General features: G+C 56.8%; 18 protein-coding genes and 2 tRNA genes. 12 read left to right on the top strand and 8 right to left on the bottom strand.

Annotation, left to right across the window (positions count from 1 at the left end):
- Positions 1–156 precede the first annotated feature (156 nt).
- Together ACR0NM_RS18275 and hmgA are read left to right on the top strand one after the other, a co-directional pair.
- Positions 157–243: transfer RNA gene (locus ACR0NM_RS18275), tRNA-Leu, on the top strand.
- A gap of 310 nt (positions 244–553) precedes the next feature.
- On the top strand, positions 554–1,915 hold the full coding sequence (gene hmgA, locus ACR0NM_RS18270; protein WP_480616030.1) for a homogentisate 1,2-dioxygenase: 1,362 nt from the start codon (positions 554–556) through the stop codon (positions 1,913–1,915).
- Positions 1,916–2,003: 88 nt separating this feature from the next.
- Here the strand turns inward: hmgA and ACR0NM_RS18265 are convergent.
- Positions 2,004–2,080, bottom strand: a tRNA-Arg gene (locus tag ACR0NM_RS18265).
- 114 nt (positions 2,081–2,194) lie between these two features.
- Between ACR0NM_RS18265 and ACR0NM_RS18260 the strand changes: the two genes are divergently transcribed.
- A complete protein-coding gene (locus ACR0NM_RS18260; protein WP_223117273.1) occupies positions 2,195–3,220 on the top strand; it encodes a LacI family DNA-binding transcriptional regulator in 1,026 nt (341 codons plus the stop codon).
- 6 nt (positions 3,221–3,226) lie between these two features.
- A complete protein-coding gene (locus ACR0NM_RS18255; protein ID WP_480616028.1) occupies positions 3,227–4,441 on the top strand; it encodes a winged helix-turn-helix domain-containing protein in 1,215 nt (404 codons plus the stop codon).
- Here the strand turns inward: ACR0NM_RS18255 and ACR0NM_RS18250 are convergent.
- Positions 4,434–5,348, bottom strand: coding sequence for a helix-turn-helix transcriptional regulator (locus ACR0NM_RS18250; protein WP_170649075.1), 915 nt, complete (start codon positions 5,346–5,348; stop codon positions 4,434–4,436). The two genes, ACR0NM_RS18255 and ACR0NM_RS18250, sit on opposite strands and share 8 nt — an antisense overlap.
- A 163-nt stretch (positions 5,349–5,511) precedes the next feature.
- Positions 5,512–5,946 (bottom strand): homoprotocatechuate degradation operon regulator HpaR, encoded by a 435-nt coding sequence (gene hpaR / locus ACR0NM_RS18245; protein WP_170648971.1) that lies wholly within the window; start codon positions 5,944–5,946, stop codon positions 5,512–5,514.
- Between the two features lie 127 nt (positions 5,947–6,073).
- On the opposite strand from hpaR, the gene ACR0NM_RS18240 reads away from it, so the two are divergent.
- Entirely contained in the window at positions 6,074–7,483 is a 1,410-nt protein-coding gene (locus ACR0NM_RS18240) for a pyridoxal phosphate-dependent decarboxylase family protein (RefSeq protein ID WP_480616026.1), read from the top strand.
- On the opposite strand, the gene ACR0NM_RS18235 is transcribed toward ACR0NM_RS18240, so the two are convergent.
- Positions 7,480–8,622 (bottom strand): DUF3095 domain-containing protein, encoded by a 1,143-nt coding sequence (locus ACR0NM_RS18235; RefSeq protein WP_170737282.1) that lies wholly within the window; start codon positions 8,620–8,622, stop codon positions 7,480–7,482. The two genes, ACR0NM_RS18240 and ACR0NM_RS18235, sit on opposite strands and share 4 nt — an antisense overlap.
- Before the next feature lie 145 nt (positions 8,623–8,767).
- Here ACR0NM_RS18235 and ACR0NM_RS18230 point away from each other — a divergent pair, with 145 nt between their 5' ends.
- From ACR0NM_RS18230 to ACR0NM_RS18220, 3 genes are all read left to right on the top strand, one after another.
- Positions 8,768–9,940, top strand: coding sequence for an MFS transporter (locus tag ACR0NM_RS18230; RefSeq protein ID WP_480616024.1), 1,173 nt, complete (start codon positions 8,768–8,770; stop codon positions 9,938–9,940).
- Between the two features lie 15 nt (positions 9,941–9,955).
- Positions 9,956–10,990 (top strand): glycosyltransferase family 4 protein, encoded by a 1,035-nt coding sequence (locus tag ACR0NM_RS18225; protein ID WP_480616022.1) that lies wholly within the window; start codon positions 9,956–9,958, stop codon positions 10,988–10,990.
- A gap of 113 nt (positions 10,991–11,103) precedes the next feature.
- On the top strand, positions 11,104–12,126 hold the full coding sequence (locus tag ACR0NM_RS18220; RefSeq protein WP_480616020.1) for an aspartate-semialdehyde dehydrogenase: 1,023 nt from the start codon (positions 11,104–11,106) through the stop codon (positions 12,124–12,126).
- 143 nt (positions 12,127–12,269) lie between these two features.
- Here the strand turns inward: ACR0NM_RS18220 and ACR0NM_RS18215 are convergent, their stop codons facing one another.
- The 3 genes from ACR0NM_RS18215 to ACR0NM_RS18205 form a co-directional block, all read right to left on the bottom strand.
- Positions 12,270–12,962: a M48 family metalloprotease gene (locus ACR0NM_RS18215; RefSeq protein WP_480444271.1), complete on the bottom strand. Its 693-nt coding sequence runs from the start codon at positions 12,960–12,962 to the stop codon at positions 12,270–12,272.
- A gap of 401 nt (positions 12,963–13,363) precedes the next feature.
- Complete coding sequence (locus ACR0NM_RS18210) at positions 13,364–13,900, bottom strand: SRPBCC family protein (RefSeq protein ID WP_480616018.1); 537 nt, start codon at positions 13,898–13,900, stop codon at positions 13,364–13,366.
- An 86-nt stretch (positions 13,901–13,986) separates the two neighbouring features.
- Positions 13,987–14,466: a phosphoribosyl-AMP cyclohydrolase gene (locus tag ACR0NM_RS18205; RefSeq protein ID WP_170399250.1), complete on the bottom strand. Its 480-nt coding sequence runs from the start codon at positions 14,464–14,466 to the stop codon at positions 13,987–13,989.
- Here ACR0NM_RS18205 and ACR0NM_RS18200 point away from each other — a divergent pair.
- The 4 genes from ACR0NM_RS18200 to ACR0NM_RS18185 all read left to right on the top strand — a co-directional run bounded on the left by ACR0NM_RS18200 (position 14,465) and on the right by ACR0NM_RS18185 (position 17,251).
- A complete protein-coding gene (locus tag ACR0NM_RS18200) occupies positions 14,465–14,653 on the top strand; it encodes a hypothetical protein (protein ID WP_170627010.1) in 189 nt (62 codons plus the stop codon). The two genes, ACR0NM_RS18205 and ACR0NM_RS18200, sit on opposite strands and share 2 nt — an antisense overlap.
- A gap of 27 nt (positions 14,654–14,680) precedes the next feature.
- The gene (locus ACR0NM_RS18195) at positions 14,681–15,070 is read left to right on the top strand and encodes a hypothetical protein (RefSeq protein WP_480616016.1); all 390 of its coding nucleotides are present in this window, start codon (positions 14,681–14,683) and stop codon (positions 15,068–15,070) included.
- Positions 15,071–15,134: 64 nt separating this feature from the next.
- Positions 15,135–16,517, top strand: a complete 1,383-nt coding sequence (locus ACR0NM_RS18190; RefSeq protein ID WP_480616069.1) for a leucyl aminopeptidase family protein — start codon at positions 15,135–15,137, stop codon at positions 16,515–16,517.
- A complete protein-coding gene (locus ACR0NM_RS18185) occupies positions 16,514–17,251 on the top strand; it encodes an NlpC/P60 family protein (RefSeq protein ID WP_170627008.1) in 738 nt (245 codons plus the stop codon). The genes ACR0NM_RS18190 and ACR0NM_RS18185 overlap by 4 nt, the downstream gene beginning before the upstream one ends.
- Here ACR0NM_RS18185 and ACR0NM_RS18180 read toward each other — a convergent pair.
- Complete coding sequence (locus ACR0NM_RS18180; RefSeq protein WP_170399260.1) at positions 17,248–17,598, bottom strand: DUF2794 domain-containing protein; 351 nt, start codon at positions 17,596–17,598, stop codon at positions 17,248–17,250. The genes ACR0NM_RS18185 and ACR0NM_RS18180 overlap by 4 nt on opposite strands.
- Positions 17,599–17,641: the final 43 nt, after the last annotated feature.

Raw genomic sequence — 17,641 nt, 5'->3', positions numbered from 1 at the left:
ACGAGCCCGTCGAACAAGGCGCAATAACGCCGCGCTTCTCTGAAAATCCGTCGCGTTAACCAGAAGTTGGGGCACGCATCAAAAAACTTTCAAAAACACCCCCGAATCTGGTTGACGCCCACTGCCAGTCAGCTTAAACGCCCCTCCACGACACCTGCCCAGGTGGCGGAATTGGTAGACGCGCTAGCTTCAGGTGCTAGTGTCCGTATGGACGTGGAGGTTCGAGTCCTCTCCTGGGCACCAAAATCTCCATAAAATTTGAACCCCTGGCACTTCCGGTCACTTGACTGATGTACAATCAGACTGGTTTGGCCTGTCTGAGTCAATTTCTCTGTTTGACCCCGAAAATTGACCCGCAGGTACCGGAATTAACAATCTCTGTTGCACTACCTTTTGCCAGTCGAAGAAGGACATGGTGCAAGGCTATGGCAATTTCCTGCAAATCAAACTCATCTTTTTTGAAGATACCTTCCCGTCGCGCTTGTTAGTTACAAAGTCAACTATTACCACACCCATTAAATTCGATCGTATCTGTCCGGAAGGAACGTGCAAAATGAATGAGCTGACCAAGAATGAACGCATGACAGTTGCCCCATCCTTGAAAGGGCCGCACGAAGGGTACATGCCGGGCTTTGGCAACGATTATGAAACCGAAGCGCTTCCTGATGCTCTGCCCCAGGGCATGAACAGCCCGCAGAAATGCAATTACGGCCTCTATGGTGAACAGCTTTCAGGCACCGCCTTCACGGCCCCATCGCATCAGAACGAACGCACCTGGTGCTATCGTATCCGCCCGTCGGTAAAGCACTCACACCGTTATGAAAAAATTTATGTGCCCTATTGGAAATCGGCCCCCAATGTCGATCCCGACGTCGTAAGCCTGGGCCAATACCGCTGGGATCCGGTGCCCCATACCGGTGAACAGACGACCTGGGTCACGGGCATGCACACCATGACCACCGCCGGGGATGTGAACACTCAGGTCGGTATGGCCAGCCATATCTATATGGTGAACACGTCGATGGAGGATGAATACTTCTTCTCGGCTGATTCCGAACTGCTGGTGGTGCCGCAAGAGGGTGTTCTGCGATTCTACACCGAATTGGGAATCATTGAACTCGAACCCAAGGAAATAGCCATCATACCCCGCGGCCTTGTTTATCGGGTCGAGGTTCTGGAAGGCCCTGCGCGCGGGTTCGTGTGTGAAAACTACGGCCAGAAATTCGAACTGCCGGGCCGCGGTCCGATCGGTGCCAACTGCATGGCCAACCCGCGTGATTTCAAAGCACCGGTCGCGGCGTTTGAGGACCGCGAGGTGCCCTCGACCGTGACCGTCAAGTGGTGCGGCCAATTTCACCAGACCAAGATCGGTCACAGCCCGCTGGACGTGGTGGCGTGGCATGGCAACTATGCACCTGTTAAATACGACCTGCGTACCTATTGCCCGGTCGGAGCCATCCTGTTCGATCATCCGGATCCGTCGATCTTCACCGTTCTGACCGCACCTTCAGGCCAGCCCGGCACCGCAAATATCGACTTTGTTCTGTTCCGCGAGCGCTGGATGGTCATGGAAGATACCTTCCGCCCGCCTTGGTACCACAAGAACATCATGTCCGAACTGATGGGCAATATTTACGGCCAATATGATGCTAAACCGCAGGGCTTTGTTCCCGGTGGTATGAGTCTGCACAACATGATGCTGCCCCATGGACCGGATCGCGAAGCCTTTGAAAAGGCGTCGAATTCAAACCTAGGGCCAGACAAGCTGGAAAACACCATGTCCTTCATGTTCGAAACCCGCTTTCCGCAGCATCTCACAGCGTTCGCCGCCAATGAGGCACCACTGCAGGACGATTACATCGACTGTTGGAGCGACATCGAAAAGAAATTCGACGGCACACCCGGCAAGAAGTGACGAGGGTATAATTCCTTCGTCTCCCAAAAGGCAGAGAATTAGAACGCTTGATCTGTAACGCATTTAATCGGGTACGTTCAGAAAAGCTTGGCGACCCCGGCAGGATTCGAACCTGCAACCTGCCCCTTAGGAGGGGGCTGCTCTATCCAGTTGAGCCACGGGGCCGCGCGCCGTTTTCTCTAGCGGGGTTTTTTCAGATTGTCATGGGCTTTGCACAACAGTTGAACAATTCGCCCTGTTCACGCTACCATCGGCCAAACAAACAATGCAGGTATCTCGGTGACAACAGAAACAAAACGCCCGCTTACCCTTCGTGATGTCTCGGAAGCGTCCGGAGTATCCGAAATGACCGTTAGCCGGGTGCTACGTAATCGCGGGGATGTGTCGGATGCCACCCGTACCCGTGTTTTAGCCGCCGCAAAAGAGCTGGGATATGTGCCCAACAAGATCGCGGGAGCATTGGCGTCAAGCCGGGTGAATCTGGTCGCTGTGATCATCCCGTCATTGTCAAATATGGTCTTCCCCGAAGTTCTAACCGGTATCAATCAGGTGCTGGAAGATACTGAACTGCAACCGGTGGTTGGCGTCACGGACTATCTGCCAGAAAAAGAAGAAAAAGTGCTGTACGAGATGCTCTCGTGGCGGCCCTCAGGCGTGATCATTGCCGGGCTGGAGCATACCGAAGCCGCGCGCGCCATGCTGGATTCCGCCGGCATACCAGTGGTCGAGATCATGGATACCGATGGCAAGCCGGTGGATGCGATGGTGGGAATCTCACACCGCCGCGCCGGGCGCGAGATGGCGCAGGCAATCCTGAAGGCGGGTTATGAGCATATCGGGTTTATGGGCACCAAGATGCCTCTGGATCACCGTGCACGCAAACGGTTCGAAGGCTTCACCGAAGTGCTGGGCAAGCACGGGATCGAGATCGAGGACCGTGAATTTTATTCGGGTGGCTCGGCGCTGGCCAAGGGGCGCGAGATGACACAAGCGATGCTGGAACGATCGCCTGATTTGGATTTTCTGTATTATTCCAACGATATGATCGGTGCGGGTGGGCTGTTGTATTTGCTGGATCAAGGGATCGACGTGCCCGGTCAGATCGGTTTAGCCGGATTCAACAATGTAGAGCTGCTGCAGGGGCTGCCGCGCAAGCTGGCCACGATGGATGCCTGCCGGACCGAGATTGGGCGCACCGCGGCCGAGATCATTGCGGCGAAGTTGGCCGATCCGGAATCCGAGGTTGAAACCCGCGTTACCCTGACCCCCAAGATCAGCTATGGCGACACGCTGAAACGGCGATAACGCCAGATGGCGCTGCAACGTCTGGACAACCGCGCGGCGCGAGCGCTGTTCATGGATCGGCATGCGCTTCTGGAGCAGCCCGCTGGTGGCTCCAAAGGCGAAGACCTGTTGCAGCTGATCCATCGTTTGGGATTTGTCCAGCTCGACAGTATCAACACCGTCGCCCGCGCGCATGACATGATCCTTTATGCGCGCAAGCCAAGCTATCGTGCGCGCCACCTCAAACACCTCTATGAACGCGACCGCGCGCTGTTTGAGCATTGGACACATGACGCCGCGGTGATCCCGATGGAATTCTATCGCCATTGGCATCTGCGGTTCCTGCGGGATGCAGAGATGCTGAAAGCCCGCTGGAAGAACTGGCGGCGTGACGGGTTTGAGCAAAAGTTCGAAACCGTCCTACAACATATCCGCGACCATGGTCCGGTTGGCTCGTCCGATGTCGGAAAAGACGAGAAAAAGGGATCTGGCGGTTGGTGGGACTGGCATCCATCCAAGACCGCGCTGGAATATCTCTGGCGATCCGGCGCGCTGACCGTGGTTGGACGCGATGGGTTCCAGAAACGCTATGACCTGACAGAGCGGGTTATAGAAACTCAACTTTGCCCCGGCAATTTGCATTGCGACGCAAATGAAACTGTGGATTGGTTGTGTAACGCCGCACTCGACCGGCTGGGGTTCGCCACATCGGGAGAGCTTGCCGCGTTCTGGGATACAGTAAGCGCTGCCGAGGCAAAATCCTGGTGCCAACAGGCTCTAACACAGGGTGAAATCGAAGAGATCTGCGTCGAATGCGCAGACGGGCGGGAACGAAAAGTGTTCGCCCGCACCGGTCTATGTGAACACGCTACAGAGCTGCCCGATGCGCCGGGCCGGATCAGAGTTCTCAGCCCTTTTGACCCTATGTTGCGTGACCGGAACCGGGCCGAGCGGTTGTTCGGATTCCACTATCGGATCGAGGTGTTCGTACCCGAACCCAAGCGTACCTACGGCTATTATGTCTTTCCGTTGCTTGAAGGGCACCGGTTGATCGGACGCATCGACATGAAGGCCCAGCGAGACCGTGGACTGTTGCAAGTCCGATCCGTATGGCCAGAACGGTCGGTGCGTTGGTCTGACGCAAGAACCCGCCGCCTGCAGGCCGAATTGGACCGGGTACGGCGATTTGCGGAACTGGACGGGGTGGAATTTGAAAAGGATTGGCTGAAAGATCCTAAATAGAACCCAATTTTTCGATCAGGAAACCTTGTTCCTCAATCAGTAGGCGCAGCTCGTTCAGCGAAACATGGGGCGCCCTGCCCGATGTATCCAGCTGCGCATTTGCCCGCCCATACAAAGCCTCGCGACTGGCCAATATGTTCTTGAGCTGCTCCATCGCCTTGGGATTTCCAGCCATCGGGCGTTCGTCGCCTTGGGCGCGCACGCGGTCCATATGCTCGGTCGGTGACGCGCGCAGCCAGATGGTGTGAAACCGGCCAAGCAGGGTCGCATAGGTCGAAGGCTCTGATACGATCCCGCCCGCGACTGCCAGCACGACCCGATCATGCTCTGCAATCACCCGATCCAGCGCCTGCGCTTCCAGATTGCGATACCCTTCTTGCCCGTAGAACGCCATCACTTCAGACATGGGCATGCCGGCCATCTCTTCAATCATGGCTGTGAGTTCAACAAACGGCAGTCTTTGTGCGGCAGCCAGCATAGCGCCAAGAGTTGACTTACCCGCTCCGCGTAATCCAATCAGACAAACCCGATGCGCACGTGCATCCTCATCTGGGTGTGGTTGCAATGCACGCCTGACACTATCTTTGACATCGTCGCTGGCTTGTCGGAAAAGCTCAACTATCTGCAAAGCATCCGAATCCCACGGATCATCTTCACCAATCAACCATTCGGCTTTGTAATCCAGTGCCTGTGCGACACGGTGCAACACGCCGATCGAGATGTTGCCCTCACCCGCCTCAAGCTGCGCCAAATAGCGTGGGGAAACGCCCGAGTTCTCAGACAGGATCCGGCGCGGGATGCCTCGCATTTGACGCGCCCGGCGTACACGCGCGCCCACTCGCTCGCTCAAATCCTGCTTTGCAATATGTGCAGGCGGTGCCGGTTCTGGCGGTTTGGGCCCATCCATCTGCATTGAACCGTTTGTTAAAGGTAAGGATGAGGCTACGACGCGAACCATCTACGGGCAACGAATATTACCTTCTCCGCCCACAATGCTTATCGTTTGGGGCCCTGAACGAGGTCTGAACGACGACAAGCAGTTTGGTTAGAGCCTGTTCTGAGCATTGCGCTCAGCCTTCCAGCTGGTGAAGCTCTACCAGAAGGTCCAGCAACTTCTCGTGCTGCTCTGCCCCGAGCAAAGAGCGGGTGTATTCCGCCAGCTCCAACATTTCCGCCAGATTTGCGTCGATAATTTGCAACCCATTCTCGCTGATTTCGACAATCTGTCGGCGGCGGTCTTTGGTATCCGGCCGCCTCATGATCAGCTTGCTGTCTTCGAGCTTTTTCAGAATGCGCGTCAGGCTGGGCAACAAGAGGCAGGCGCGCTCGGCGATCTGAGTAGGCTCCTGAGGTCCTTCTTCCTGCAAAACGCGCAGAACGCGCCATTGTTGCTCGGTGACGCCAGCATCCGTTAGCACACCACGAATAGGCCCCATCACCTTTTCCCGAGCGCGCAACAACGCTATCGGCAATGATCGGGACGTCTGTGGTAAGTTCTTTGACATATGGAATTTTCGCGCAATTCCAAATATTTCGCAATAGAACGTTGGTTGTGGTTGAGTTTCGTTTACTGGACTTTACTTAACTTGTTTAGCATATGATACTGACAAAAAGGCTACCGAGGCGGATAAGATGAAATGGAATGAATTCTCCGATTGGGGCAAGAAGGTTGCCGAGTGGACGCAAGACTATCACCTGACGGTGGGCGACAAGCCCGTGCGCGCCCGGACCGAGCCGGGCGATATCCTGAACGCTCTGCCCGCGCATCCCCCTGAGCAGGGCGAGCCGATCGAGGACATCTTTCATGATTTCGAACAAATCGTGATGCCCGGCATTACCCATTGGCAACACCCTCGGTTCTTCGCCTACTTCAATTCGAACGCCTCGGCCCCGTCTGTTCTGGCCGAGTTCCTGGCCAGCGCCATCGCGCCGCAATGTATGCTGTGGCAGACCTCGCCCGCCGCAACCGAGATGGAAACACGAATGATGGACTGGCTGCGCGAAGCGCTGGACCTGCCCAAAGGTTTTGCCGGGGTCATTCAGGATTCGGCGTCATCTGCGACATTGGCGGCTGTGCTGACCATGCGCGAGAAGGCGATGAACTGGCAGGGCAACACGCTGGGGCTGTTCGGTCAAAAGCCACTGCGCATTTATTGCTCTTCCGAGGTTCATACCTCAATCGACCGCGCCATCTGGGTTGCGGGGATTGGACAGGACAATCTGGTGCGCATCCCCGTGCAAGGTGATTGGCGTGGAATGAACCCCGATGCGCTTGAAGCAGCGATTCAATCAGATTTAGAGTCTGGTTTCCACCCGGCGGGCGTGATCCTTTGTGTTGGAGGGACCGGAACCGGGGCAACTGATCCAGTGGATCACTGCCTGGCGATCGCACAGAAATACGGCCTTTATACCCATGTCGATGCAGCCTGGGCGGGGTCGGCGATGATCTGCCCCGAATATCGTCACTACTGGCCGGGAATCGATCAGGCCGACAGCATTGTATTCAATCCCCATAAGTGGCTGGGCGTGCAATTCGATTGCTGTGCGCATTTCCTGAAAAACCCCGATGATCTGGTCCGGACGCTTGCGATCAGCCCGGAATATCTGAAAACCCACGGCAAGGACGGGATCATCAATTACTCGGAATGGTCGGTGCCATTGGGACGTCGGTTCCGCGCGCTGAAACTGTGGTTCGTCATCCGCACCTATGGGCTGGAGGGGCTGCGCGAACGGCTGCGGAATCACGTCAATTGGTCGCGCGCGCTGCATGACCGTTTAGCAGCAGAGCCGGATTTTCGGATCGTGACGCCTCCAATGTGGTCTCTTTGGACCTTCCGATACGAGCCGGATGGGGCCGACGATCTGGATGATCTGAACCTGCGGCTGGTGAATGCAATCAATGATGATGGGCGGATCTACCTGACACAGACCCGCGTGGATGGCGATCTGGTCATCCGCTTTCAGGCCGGTCAGTTTGAAACCACAGAACAGGACGTGATGATGGCCTATGACGTGATCACAGAAATCGCTCGAGGGCTTTAGGCCCTCATTGACGCTGCAGCCTGCGCGTATCCCCCCGAGGCCCCGTCAACAAAGTGCACATGGTCGTCGCGCATGGCCGAGGGAACAAAGCAGGTCATCATCGCCTCTTGCTGGGCGTGCATGCCATATCTGATTTTGCCTTTTGTTTGCGCGTCTTCCAGCATCTGAGTGAGCTTTTCCAACGTGCTCGAGTCACAATCCAGCGTCATTTTCAGACCGTCATCAAACTTTCGGAAATCAGCGTTGCGACTGACCATCTCTTTGTAATGCTTGGGTTCGAATTGACCCAGGCGCATCCCGGTTTTGAACAACAAGCCGATCAACATATTCCCGATCATCAAGCGTGTTTTCTGCATCAGAAGATTCCGACCCGCGCGTGAGACATGGGCATCGATATCGACGCCGGGCGGAGGGAAACTCATCGGAGGTCCTTTGGCCGGAACCGGGTGACCGGCGCGTTCTAGCCCTTCGGCGACGGACAGGATGGATTGAGTCAGGGCGGCGAATTCAGCCTCATTAGACTCTGATGTAGGCTGAATAACCAGTGAAACGATCTGACCAACCCTCGCTGGACTGTTGGACCAACGACAGGATAGGCCGGTCAGATCGGGCTGCGCGTCAGGTCCGGCTGGTTGAACAACAAGTTGCCCGGATTTCATCTGAGCCTCGGCCCAGGCCAGTCCCCCGCCGGTAAACATCGCATAGTCAACGCCGGTGGACGGCGCAAAGCGAGCAACACGCAGATCACGTCCAGCGGCGCGGATGTCGGCCACCGAAACCAGCGCTGCACGCAGAGTGATTGCGAATTCCGTTTCGGCCCAGCTTTGCAATGTTGCCAGCGTATCCCGCGCGATCTCGGCATCCTCACCCGATACGGCGAATCCAGCACCATCACCACCGAAGACATACGGGAATATGCGCCCGCCCAGCGCATTGATCATGCCTGAAATCACGGCCGCCCCCACCATGTTGACGGTCTTGTACCGGCCCCGCGCGATTTCACCGGTAGAATCTACGATATCGGCGACGCCCAGCACCCATGTCTCGGGCAAAGGTGTGAACTGCGCGGGGTCACTGAGGCTGAGGAAATTGTCCGAAATGGGGACGGAGTCATAAAATACAGAGTCTGAGAGGGTCATAACACACTCGGAAAATCCAAAATCTGCAGTGATGATAGCTCAATTGTGAAGAATGTCCGCCCCAATCGATTCAATCATGGCACTTGTGCCGATCAACGCGGCGTGCCAAGCATCGGGGCGAGGCAGCTAGACAATAGGTCAAGAAATGCAGGCAGGTTTGGTGATCTTGTGTCTGGCCTATGTACTCAGCCAGTTTTTCCGCGCTTTTCTGGCAGTTTTAAGCACCGATCTGGGACGCGATATCGGCGCAACACCCGAAGACCTCGCCTTTGCCTCAGGTCTTTGGTTTCTAATCTTTGCGGCGATGCAGATTCCGGTGGGCTGGGCACTGGACCGCGTCGGTCCTCGGCGCAGTTCTGCGGTGCTGCTACTGATCGGCGGGGCTGGCGGGGCTGGCCTGTTCGCGGTCGCAACGACCCCGTTCCATGTGGCGCTCGCCATGGCGCTGATCGGGGTAGGATGCTCGCCGGTTCTGATGGCATCCTACTATATCTTTGCACGAGAGTTTCCACCTGCCAAATTCGCCACGCTCGCCGCCGTGATGCTGGGCGTGGGATCTGTCGGCAATCTGGTCGCCTCATACCCCACGGCGCTGGCGGTCGAGCTGATGGGCTGGCGCGCTACGCTGGCCGGTCTGGCGATTATCTCTGCTGCGGTGGCTGCAGGGATCTGGCTGACGGTGCATGACCCTGAAAAGGTAAAAACCGAGCAAAAAGGATCACTTCTGGACCTGCTGAAAGAACCTGCGCTGTGGACCATTCTGCCGCTCATGCTTGTGTCTTATGCGCCATCGGGTGCGATCCGAGGGCTTTGGGCCGGGCCGTATTTGAATGACGTGTTCGGGCTCAGCACCGCTCAGATCGGGACGGCAACGTTGATCATGGGGGCCGCGATGATCGCGGGAACCTTCGCCTATGGGCCGCTGGACCGTATCCTGGGCACCCGGAAATGGGTGATCCTGGGCGGTAATACCTTGGGAGTCGCAGCACTGGGCCTGCTGTGCCTGTGGATTAACAGCGGCGTTTGGGTCTCGGTGCTGCTGTTGGCGGTGATCGGCTTTCTGGGCGCCAGTTTTCCGGTGATCATGGCCCATGGCCGGGCCTTCGTGCCGCCGCATCTGGTCGGGCGGGGCGTGACCCTGCTGAACCTTTTTGGCGTCGGCGGCGTCGGTCTGGCGCAATTTGCCACCGGGCGCATCCATGCGGCCAGCGCCGGGATCAGCCCCTCAGCACCTTATACGGCGATCTTCGGCTTTTTCGCGGTCACTCTTGCCATTGGCTGCTTGATCTATCTATTCAGTCGGGACAGCGTGGACTGAAACCGGAGACCGCCCGTGCAGGACATTGAGGTGATTGCACCCAATCTGAAGCATTCCCTGTCGGGCGTGACAACGACGGTGATCCGACTGCTGCCAATCCAGCAGAAAATGATCGGCATCCGTGCCACCGGCCCGGGTCTACCTGATGATTTGCCGCATATCAGACTCTGGAAACTTTTGTTTCTGCCCAATCGAAAACGCGTCTGGCATGCACGCCGGAATACCGAGATGTTGATGGGTCTGGTCTTGCGTTCGGTGCTTCGACGCAACTACAAACTGCTATTCACCTCAGCCGCGCAACGTGATCATTCCGGGTTCACCAAGCGGCTGATTTCGAAAATGGACGCGTTGATCGCGACGACGCCTCAGGCCGCTTCCTTTCTGGAGCATCCCGCTACTGTCATCATGCATGGCGTCAACACCGAGCTATTTCACCCCGCCGAGGACAAACACGCCCTGCGCCAAAAGCTTGGCCTGCCAGACGGGTTGTTGATCGGCTGCTTTGGCCGCATCCGCCCTCAGAAAGGGGTCGACTTGTTGGTCGATGCCGCCCTGAAGGTGCTGCCTAATCACCCCGATGCGCATGTGATCTTCACCGGGCGTACCACCAACGAATTTGAGGCGTTTCAGGCTGAGCAGGAGCAAAAGCTGCAGGACGCCGGGCTGGGCAACCGCGTTCATTTTCTAGGTGAGCGCCCCTGGGATGAGATCGTCGAGACCTATCGCGCGCTCGATCTGTTCGTTGCGCCCGCACGGCACGAAGGGTTCGGCCTTACACCGCTTGAAGCGATGGCCTCGGGCGTGCCCGCCATAGCCAGTCACGGGGTCGGAGCGTTCAGTGCGCAAATCAAGGATGGTGAGACCGGAAGACTGGTCGAGAAAGACAATGCCCCTGCACTGGCCGACGCGCTGGAGGATATGGTGCAGGACCGCGCAGCGCTGGCTTCCGCCGGGCAAGTCGCCCGCGCCCATGTCGAACAGAATTTTCGAATCGAAGGCGAAGCGCAGGCGATTATCGAGGTTTATCGATCGTTGCTGAAACAACCCTGAACGGTACTGAACTGTGTCAAATCGGTGTGACGGGGTGAAATAAGCCGAAACCCCTCTTTTTTCTTTGCCGCAACGCGGCTATGAACGCGCGTCCTTAACTTTGGAGACATGAAATGGGCTATCGCGTCGTAGTCGTCGGCGCCACGGGCAACGTGGGCCGCGAAATGCTGAACATCCTGGCGGAACGCCAGTTCCCTGTCGATGAACTTGCTGCTCTGGCAAGCCGTCGTTCGCTGGGTACTGAGGTGACATTTGGCGACAAGACGCTCACTACCAAAGATCTGGACACATTCGATTTCACTGGTTGGGACATGGCGCTGTTTGCCGTGGGTTCCGAGGCCACAAAGGTTTACGCCCCCAAGGCGGCAGCGGCTGGCTGCGTGGTGATCGATAACAGCTCGCTCTATCGCTATGACCCGGACATTCCGCTGATCGTGCCGGAATGTAACCCCGAGGCGATCCACGACTATAAAAACAAAAACATCATTGCCAACCCAAACTGCTCGACCGCGCAGATGGTGGTCGCGCTGAAGCCGCTGCATGACCGTGCACGCATTAAGCGCGTGGTCGTCTCGACCTATCAATCGGTGTCGGGAGCCGGCAAGGAAGGCATGGATGAGCTTTGGGATCAGACCAAGACCATCTATAATCCCACGACCGAGGTTGAGCCGAAGAAGTTCCAGAAACAGATCGCTTTCAACGTCATCCCTCAAATCGACGTCTTCATGGAAGACGGCTCGACCAAGGAAGAGTGGAAGATGGTTGTCGAGACCAAAAAGATCGTCGATCCGTCGATCAAGGTCACCGCAACCTGCGTTCGCGTTCCGGTATTCGTTGGCCACTCCGAGGCGGTGAATATCGAGTTCGAAGAGTTCCTCGACGAAGACGAAGCCCGCGACATCCTGCGCGAAGCACCGGGCATCATGGTAATCGACAAGCGTGAAGCCGGTGGTTACGTCTCGCCCATCGAATGTGCGGGCGATTTCGCCACGTTCATCAGCCGCATCCGTCAGGATTCGACGGTTGAGAATGGCATCAACCTGTGGTGCGTTTCGGACAACCTGCGCAAAGGCGCGGCTTTGAACGCTGTTCAAATTGCAGAATTGCTGGGCCGTGAAGTTCTGAAGAAGGGGTAACCTTCGCCAGTTGGTTATGACTCTATTAAACCCCGCTGCACCGCCAGTGGGGTTTATTATTTTGTGGACGGGCAGAGATGGCAATATTGCGGGGCAAAGCCGCCCTGTGCATGCGTTGCCATTGCCTATCCAGCACCAGTTGGTCAGCCACCGATCTGGGACATTGTCGCTTTTACCGCATGGTATCTTTGAGAGTTTGGGGGATGCGTCCCCAGAAAGCGATCACCAGGATCAGGAACTCGTGCGAAGTACAGCGCACCCTTGAGTGGATCATAACCCGCTTTGTAGGCTATTACAGTGCCTAGTCGATCAGCTTCCAATTCAAAGTTCTTTGAATAGCTGCGGCCGCCAACAAAGGCTCCAATGTCTTGTGCTGCGGCAATGTCATTCGGCCCTGACCCCGCAATTGTTGCTAGACCGGCCAAAAGCACCGCACCAGCCGCCGCATTTTGGGCCTGTCGCGCCAAATGCCCTTGAATGTGGTGAGCGGCCTCATGCGCCATAACAAATGCAAGTTCATCAGTGTTGTTTACATTCCGTATCAGCGCTTGAGTCATTGTGATAACGGGGCGCCCCGACTTGCTTAAACTCTGATACGCGTTTGAGGGTGCTTTTTTGTCTGGATCAATGCGGATCAAAAAATCACAATTCACATTCTTAGTGCGGCGGCGGCATTCTCGTTCTGCCACAGGTTCTATTCGTGAGGCGACCTGACGGAACCTTATTTGTGCCTGTTGTGAACTGACGGGCGCGCTCGCGCGACCGGGGTTTGGAATAGGTGCTGATGGAGGAGTGGTGGTTGAAGCGCATCCCGCTAATGCCAAAACAGCTAACATCAATACCGTTCGCCTCATAAACACACCTTTCCAAATGTTCAGAGCATCAAAATCGAATCTGTGGCTTTCGAGAAACCAACTTGCACATTCGAACCTACGGTCTTCACGATTTGATATTCAATAACAGACGGGTTGTCGGTGGTCGCCCCGATTAAGCTGTCGTCAAAATGGTAGGTACTACAAATGGCGTTGAAGCGAAGGACCAAACGATCCACGCCCCGTTCTGTATGGGCCTGAACCGAGTTGAACACCGCATCAGCGGCGGCTATTTGCGCTGCACGATGGCTTGAACTCAAACTCCTGCGCGGCAAATGGACTGCTATGAGCGCACGTACAGTTCATCAATCGTTTCTGGTATGGCCTCAAAGCAGTCATCAGAGAGATGCCTCCTGCCTGATCCTTCACCCCTGTCCCTCAACCAGCGTCTTCAAATTCTCCAACCCGCGCTCGTAATCTCCGCCGACCCAATTGTCCATCATTAGGCCCATCCAGCGGGACATGGGGTTCATACCAAGGTCGGATACGAATCCCCAGGTAACCTGTGTGCCTGATCCTTCTGGCCGCAAATGGAACGAGGCGGTGGCTGCCCCCATCGGGCCAAAATCCAGTGCAGTTTGCACAGACTGATCCGTGGTGCTCTCGGTGATTTCCTGCGAGCCGATTCCCACCTGCGGGTTGTCCGAGGCCCAGTTCAGCGTGTTTCCGACGCCCGCTTCCGGGCCACTATAGCTCAGCTTGGTTTCGGGGTCTCGGGACAGCCAGGGGGACCATTTCTCGGTCTCCTGCATCGAATTCACATAGGGAAAGATCGCCGAGGCTGGTGCGTCGATTGTGATGCTGCGGGACACCTCGGCTTGACCAGGCAAAAGATATGATACTCCGACAAGCGCCAGAATGATCACCAGTAGGGTGACGAGAATGCGTTTAATCAATTTCATGAGCTCGATCCAATTCTGACAACATCATCGGAAACATATCAAAAAATCGACGTAATTTCAGAGGCCCGATCGTATGGCCCGCAGGATTAGGCCGGCGGCTGGTAAGGCAGCGACGAATGGTGCAGCACGATGCGAAGCACTCCGTCAGCGTCTTTTTTGTAGCCGAAGCTTTTGTCGACTTGCGTGATGTTACCTTGGCTATCCGTCAGAATGACCTTGCCCATCCACATGGCGACATCGCCTTCGACGAAGCTGGCCGATGTCTCACTTGCCATTTCGCGCCAACCCTTGATTCCGAAACCGCCATCAAGTGGAAATTCGGCATCGTGACCGACAAAATAGGCCAGTGCACCGTGGCGAGTCGGGCGAAAGGTTTGATCTCCGGATGCCATAGTTGGTTTGAACAGGACCGGACCCAGATTATAGCCGTATGCCGCATCCAGAACACCCTCGGCAACGGAACGGGCCGCATCGATCCCACCGTCTTCAAAAGCTTTGGAGATCGCAATCAACCCATCGCCCCAGGCGGTACGGGCAGCGGCCAGCTCGTCAGTGGTAATCGGCATGATCCTGTCCTTCTCTGTCCGGTTTCTATGGTACTGGCAGCAAGTGAGCGTCAACGCAAGAGGTGTGACCGGACTCTCGCCCGGTTTTGCCCACAGAACCGCGTGGAAGCCTGAATTCTCAGAAAATTCGACCCATTCTTTTGAACCGGTGCAAGGTTTTGCAAAGTATTTTGCCGCCAATCTCTGACTGTGCCGTGGGGGCATTTCAATTGGGGTGAATGTGGTGGACAAGATTATCACACTGGAACAGAAGGAACCCGTGCGTCTGGACCCGGACCGCCTGAGCAGCCTGTACAATCAGCTCGGCGACACCAACGCCATGGACGTGCTGTGCCGCACGGTTGAAGAACTGGCGTTGCGGCTGTCGAATTGTGAACGGTTTTGGCGGCAACGCGATTGGGCCGGGCTGCGCAAATGCGCAAAATCTCTCGTAGCCATATCCGAGCAAATCGGCATGACAGCACTGGCACGTGTGGCAGGCGATGTAGCCTGTACTGTCGACGCTGGCGATGCGGTCGCGACAGGGGCGACTCTGAGCCGCCTGATCCGGGTGGGCGAGCGATCGCTGACTGCCGTCTGGGACCAACAAGATCTATCTATCTGAGAGGGGGTTGCGAGTGCGCCGCAGACAGATAGTCTGGGCGAAAATCCAACCAGCCGAGACACGCATGACCCTGTCCTTCGCCCCTGCCTCCGACCCATCGCTGCCACTACATGTGTTAGAGCAATCAGATTTTGAAAGCTGGCTGACCGATCAGCCGGATCATATCCGAGCTTGGGTTGCGGCCGATGGGTTTTCCGGAGCTCTGGGTCAAACACTTCTGGTGCCCGGCACAGATGGTAATCCGCAGTTTGCCATGGCGGGATATGGCAGCGCGGCAAAACGGGTACGCAAGCGATTTCCGCTAGCCGCTGCCGCAGAATCGCTGCCCAAGGGCACCTATCATATCGCCTCGGGCGTTCCCGCAGATGTGCTTGAGGCTGAATGCCTGGGCTGGCTGATGACGGGATATGCCTTTGATCGCTATGCAGCGCAAAGCCCGGCTAACGCCACGCTGATCGCGCCCGAGGGCGTAGATGCCCGGCGGATCGAAATCATGGCCAATGCCGAGGCATTGACACGGGATCTGGTCAACACACCCGCTTCGGACATGGGCCCGGTGCAATTACAACACGCGGTTGAGGCACTGGCACTGGAACACGGCGCAGACATCTCGGTCATCACAGGCGATGCGTTGCTGGAACAGAATTTTCCGATGATCCACGCGGTCGGGCGTGCTGCCGAACAGGCCCCGCGTCTGATCGAGATGAACTGGGGTGACCACGGGCCAAAACTAACATTAGTTGGGAAAGGGGTCTGTTTCGATACCGGCGGCCTGAATCTGAAACCCGGTGCTTCGATGGGGTTGATGAAAAAAGATATGGGCGGAGCGGCCAATGTGCTGGGTCTGGCCCGTATGATCATGGCGCTGGATCTGAAGGTGCAATTACGGGTCCTGATCCCGGCGGTCGAAAACGCAGTAGCGGGCAATGCTTTCCGCCCCGGCGACATCCTGACGGCGCGCAATGGGCTAACGGTTGAGATAAACAACACTGATGCCGAGGGTCGGTTGGTGCTGGCCGATGCCCTTGCTCTGGCGCATGAAGGGGCACCAAACCTGCTCATCTCGATGGCCACTTTGACTGGCGCGGCCCGGGTTGCATTGGGCGCTGATCTGGCCCCGTTTTATACCGATGACGACAAAGCCGCGGACGTGCTGGCGCATGCTGGCCGGGCTGCCGCTGATCCGGTCTGGCGTATGCCTTTTCATGACCCCTATGAAGCGATGATCGAACCCGGCATCGCTAACCTCGACAATGCGCCTTCTGGTGGATTTGCAGGCTCTATCACCGCGGCACTGTTCCTGCGCCGGTTCGCTGCCGAAAGTCGCTATATGCATTTTGACATCTATTCGTGGCAACGCAGTAAGGAACCCGGTCGCAGCAAGGGTGGTTTGGGCCAAGGCCCGCGTGCCCTTCTGGGTGCTTTGCCAGAGATCCTTGGCCTATGACTCAGGCGCGCATCATTCAACCGGTCATAGACCTGCTGCGCCACCCTGACGGTCCGCGCGACCGGCAATTATTGTTCGGCGACACGGTCACTGTTTTGGACGACCAAAACGGCTGGAGCGAGATCTCAGCCAGCAAGGACGGCTATACCGGATGGGTGGCGACGGACCATCTGGGACCAATTGAGCCACAGACTCACTGGATCGTCGCCGCTTCGACCCATGCCTATGAGAAGCCCGATATTAAAAGCCGCGATCTGACCTCGCTGAGCTTTGGAAGCAAAATCAGGGCTCTGTCTGAGGAGAGCGGGTTTCTGGAAACGCCAATCGGGTTCATTCCGGGGGTGCATGCCGTGCCCGCCTATTCCCTGCTGACCGATCCCGTTACCGCGGCCGAACTTTTTCTCGGCACCCCTTATCTTTGGGGTGGTAACAGTCGATTCGGGCTGGATTGCTCGGGCCTCGTGCAGCTCGCACTGCTCGCCTGCGGCGTTCCTTGTCCCGGAGACAGCGGCGATCAGGAACGCGAAGTTGGTGGATCGGTGCCCGAGGGCGATCCCGCACGGCGCGGAGACTTGCTGTTCTGGAAAGGCCATGTTGCCTGGGTTGCCGCCGAAAACCTTCTACTTCACGCCAACGCCTATCACATGGCCGTCGCGCTCGAACCGATGGATCAAGCGATTGCCCGGATCGCTGCCCAGGGTGACGGGCCGGTTACAGCGCACAAAAGGCTCTAATCCAGGTCAACCGCACGGATAAGCTTGCGTTCCAGAACCCTCAGAACCGCGCGCAGATCGTGCCCGCGCTTCAAAATACGCCCATCCATGCCGACCACGGAATACATGCCCTGACGTAGCCGCAGACGCGGGTGCTTCTCGACCCTGTAAATGGGATGTTCCGCCGTGCGCCGAAAGATCGAAAACACCGCCATATCCCGCAGGTTCGAGATTCCGTAGTCGCGCCATTCACCGGCAGCAACCATTCGGCCATAAACAGACAGGATTTGAGACATCTCGCGCCGGTCAAACGCGACCGGCATCTGGGCAGAGCCGGACCCGAACCGGCTGGGAGGCTGCATGTTCATATGACAAGCCTTGCCGGAAATCGCCGTCGAATCAAGCCCACTG

This window comes from Ruegeria sp. AF2 (assembly GCF_056542025.1).
The sequence above is the reverse complement of the archived record's forward strand: the minus strand, read 5'-3'. Positions and strand labels throughout refer to the sequence as shown.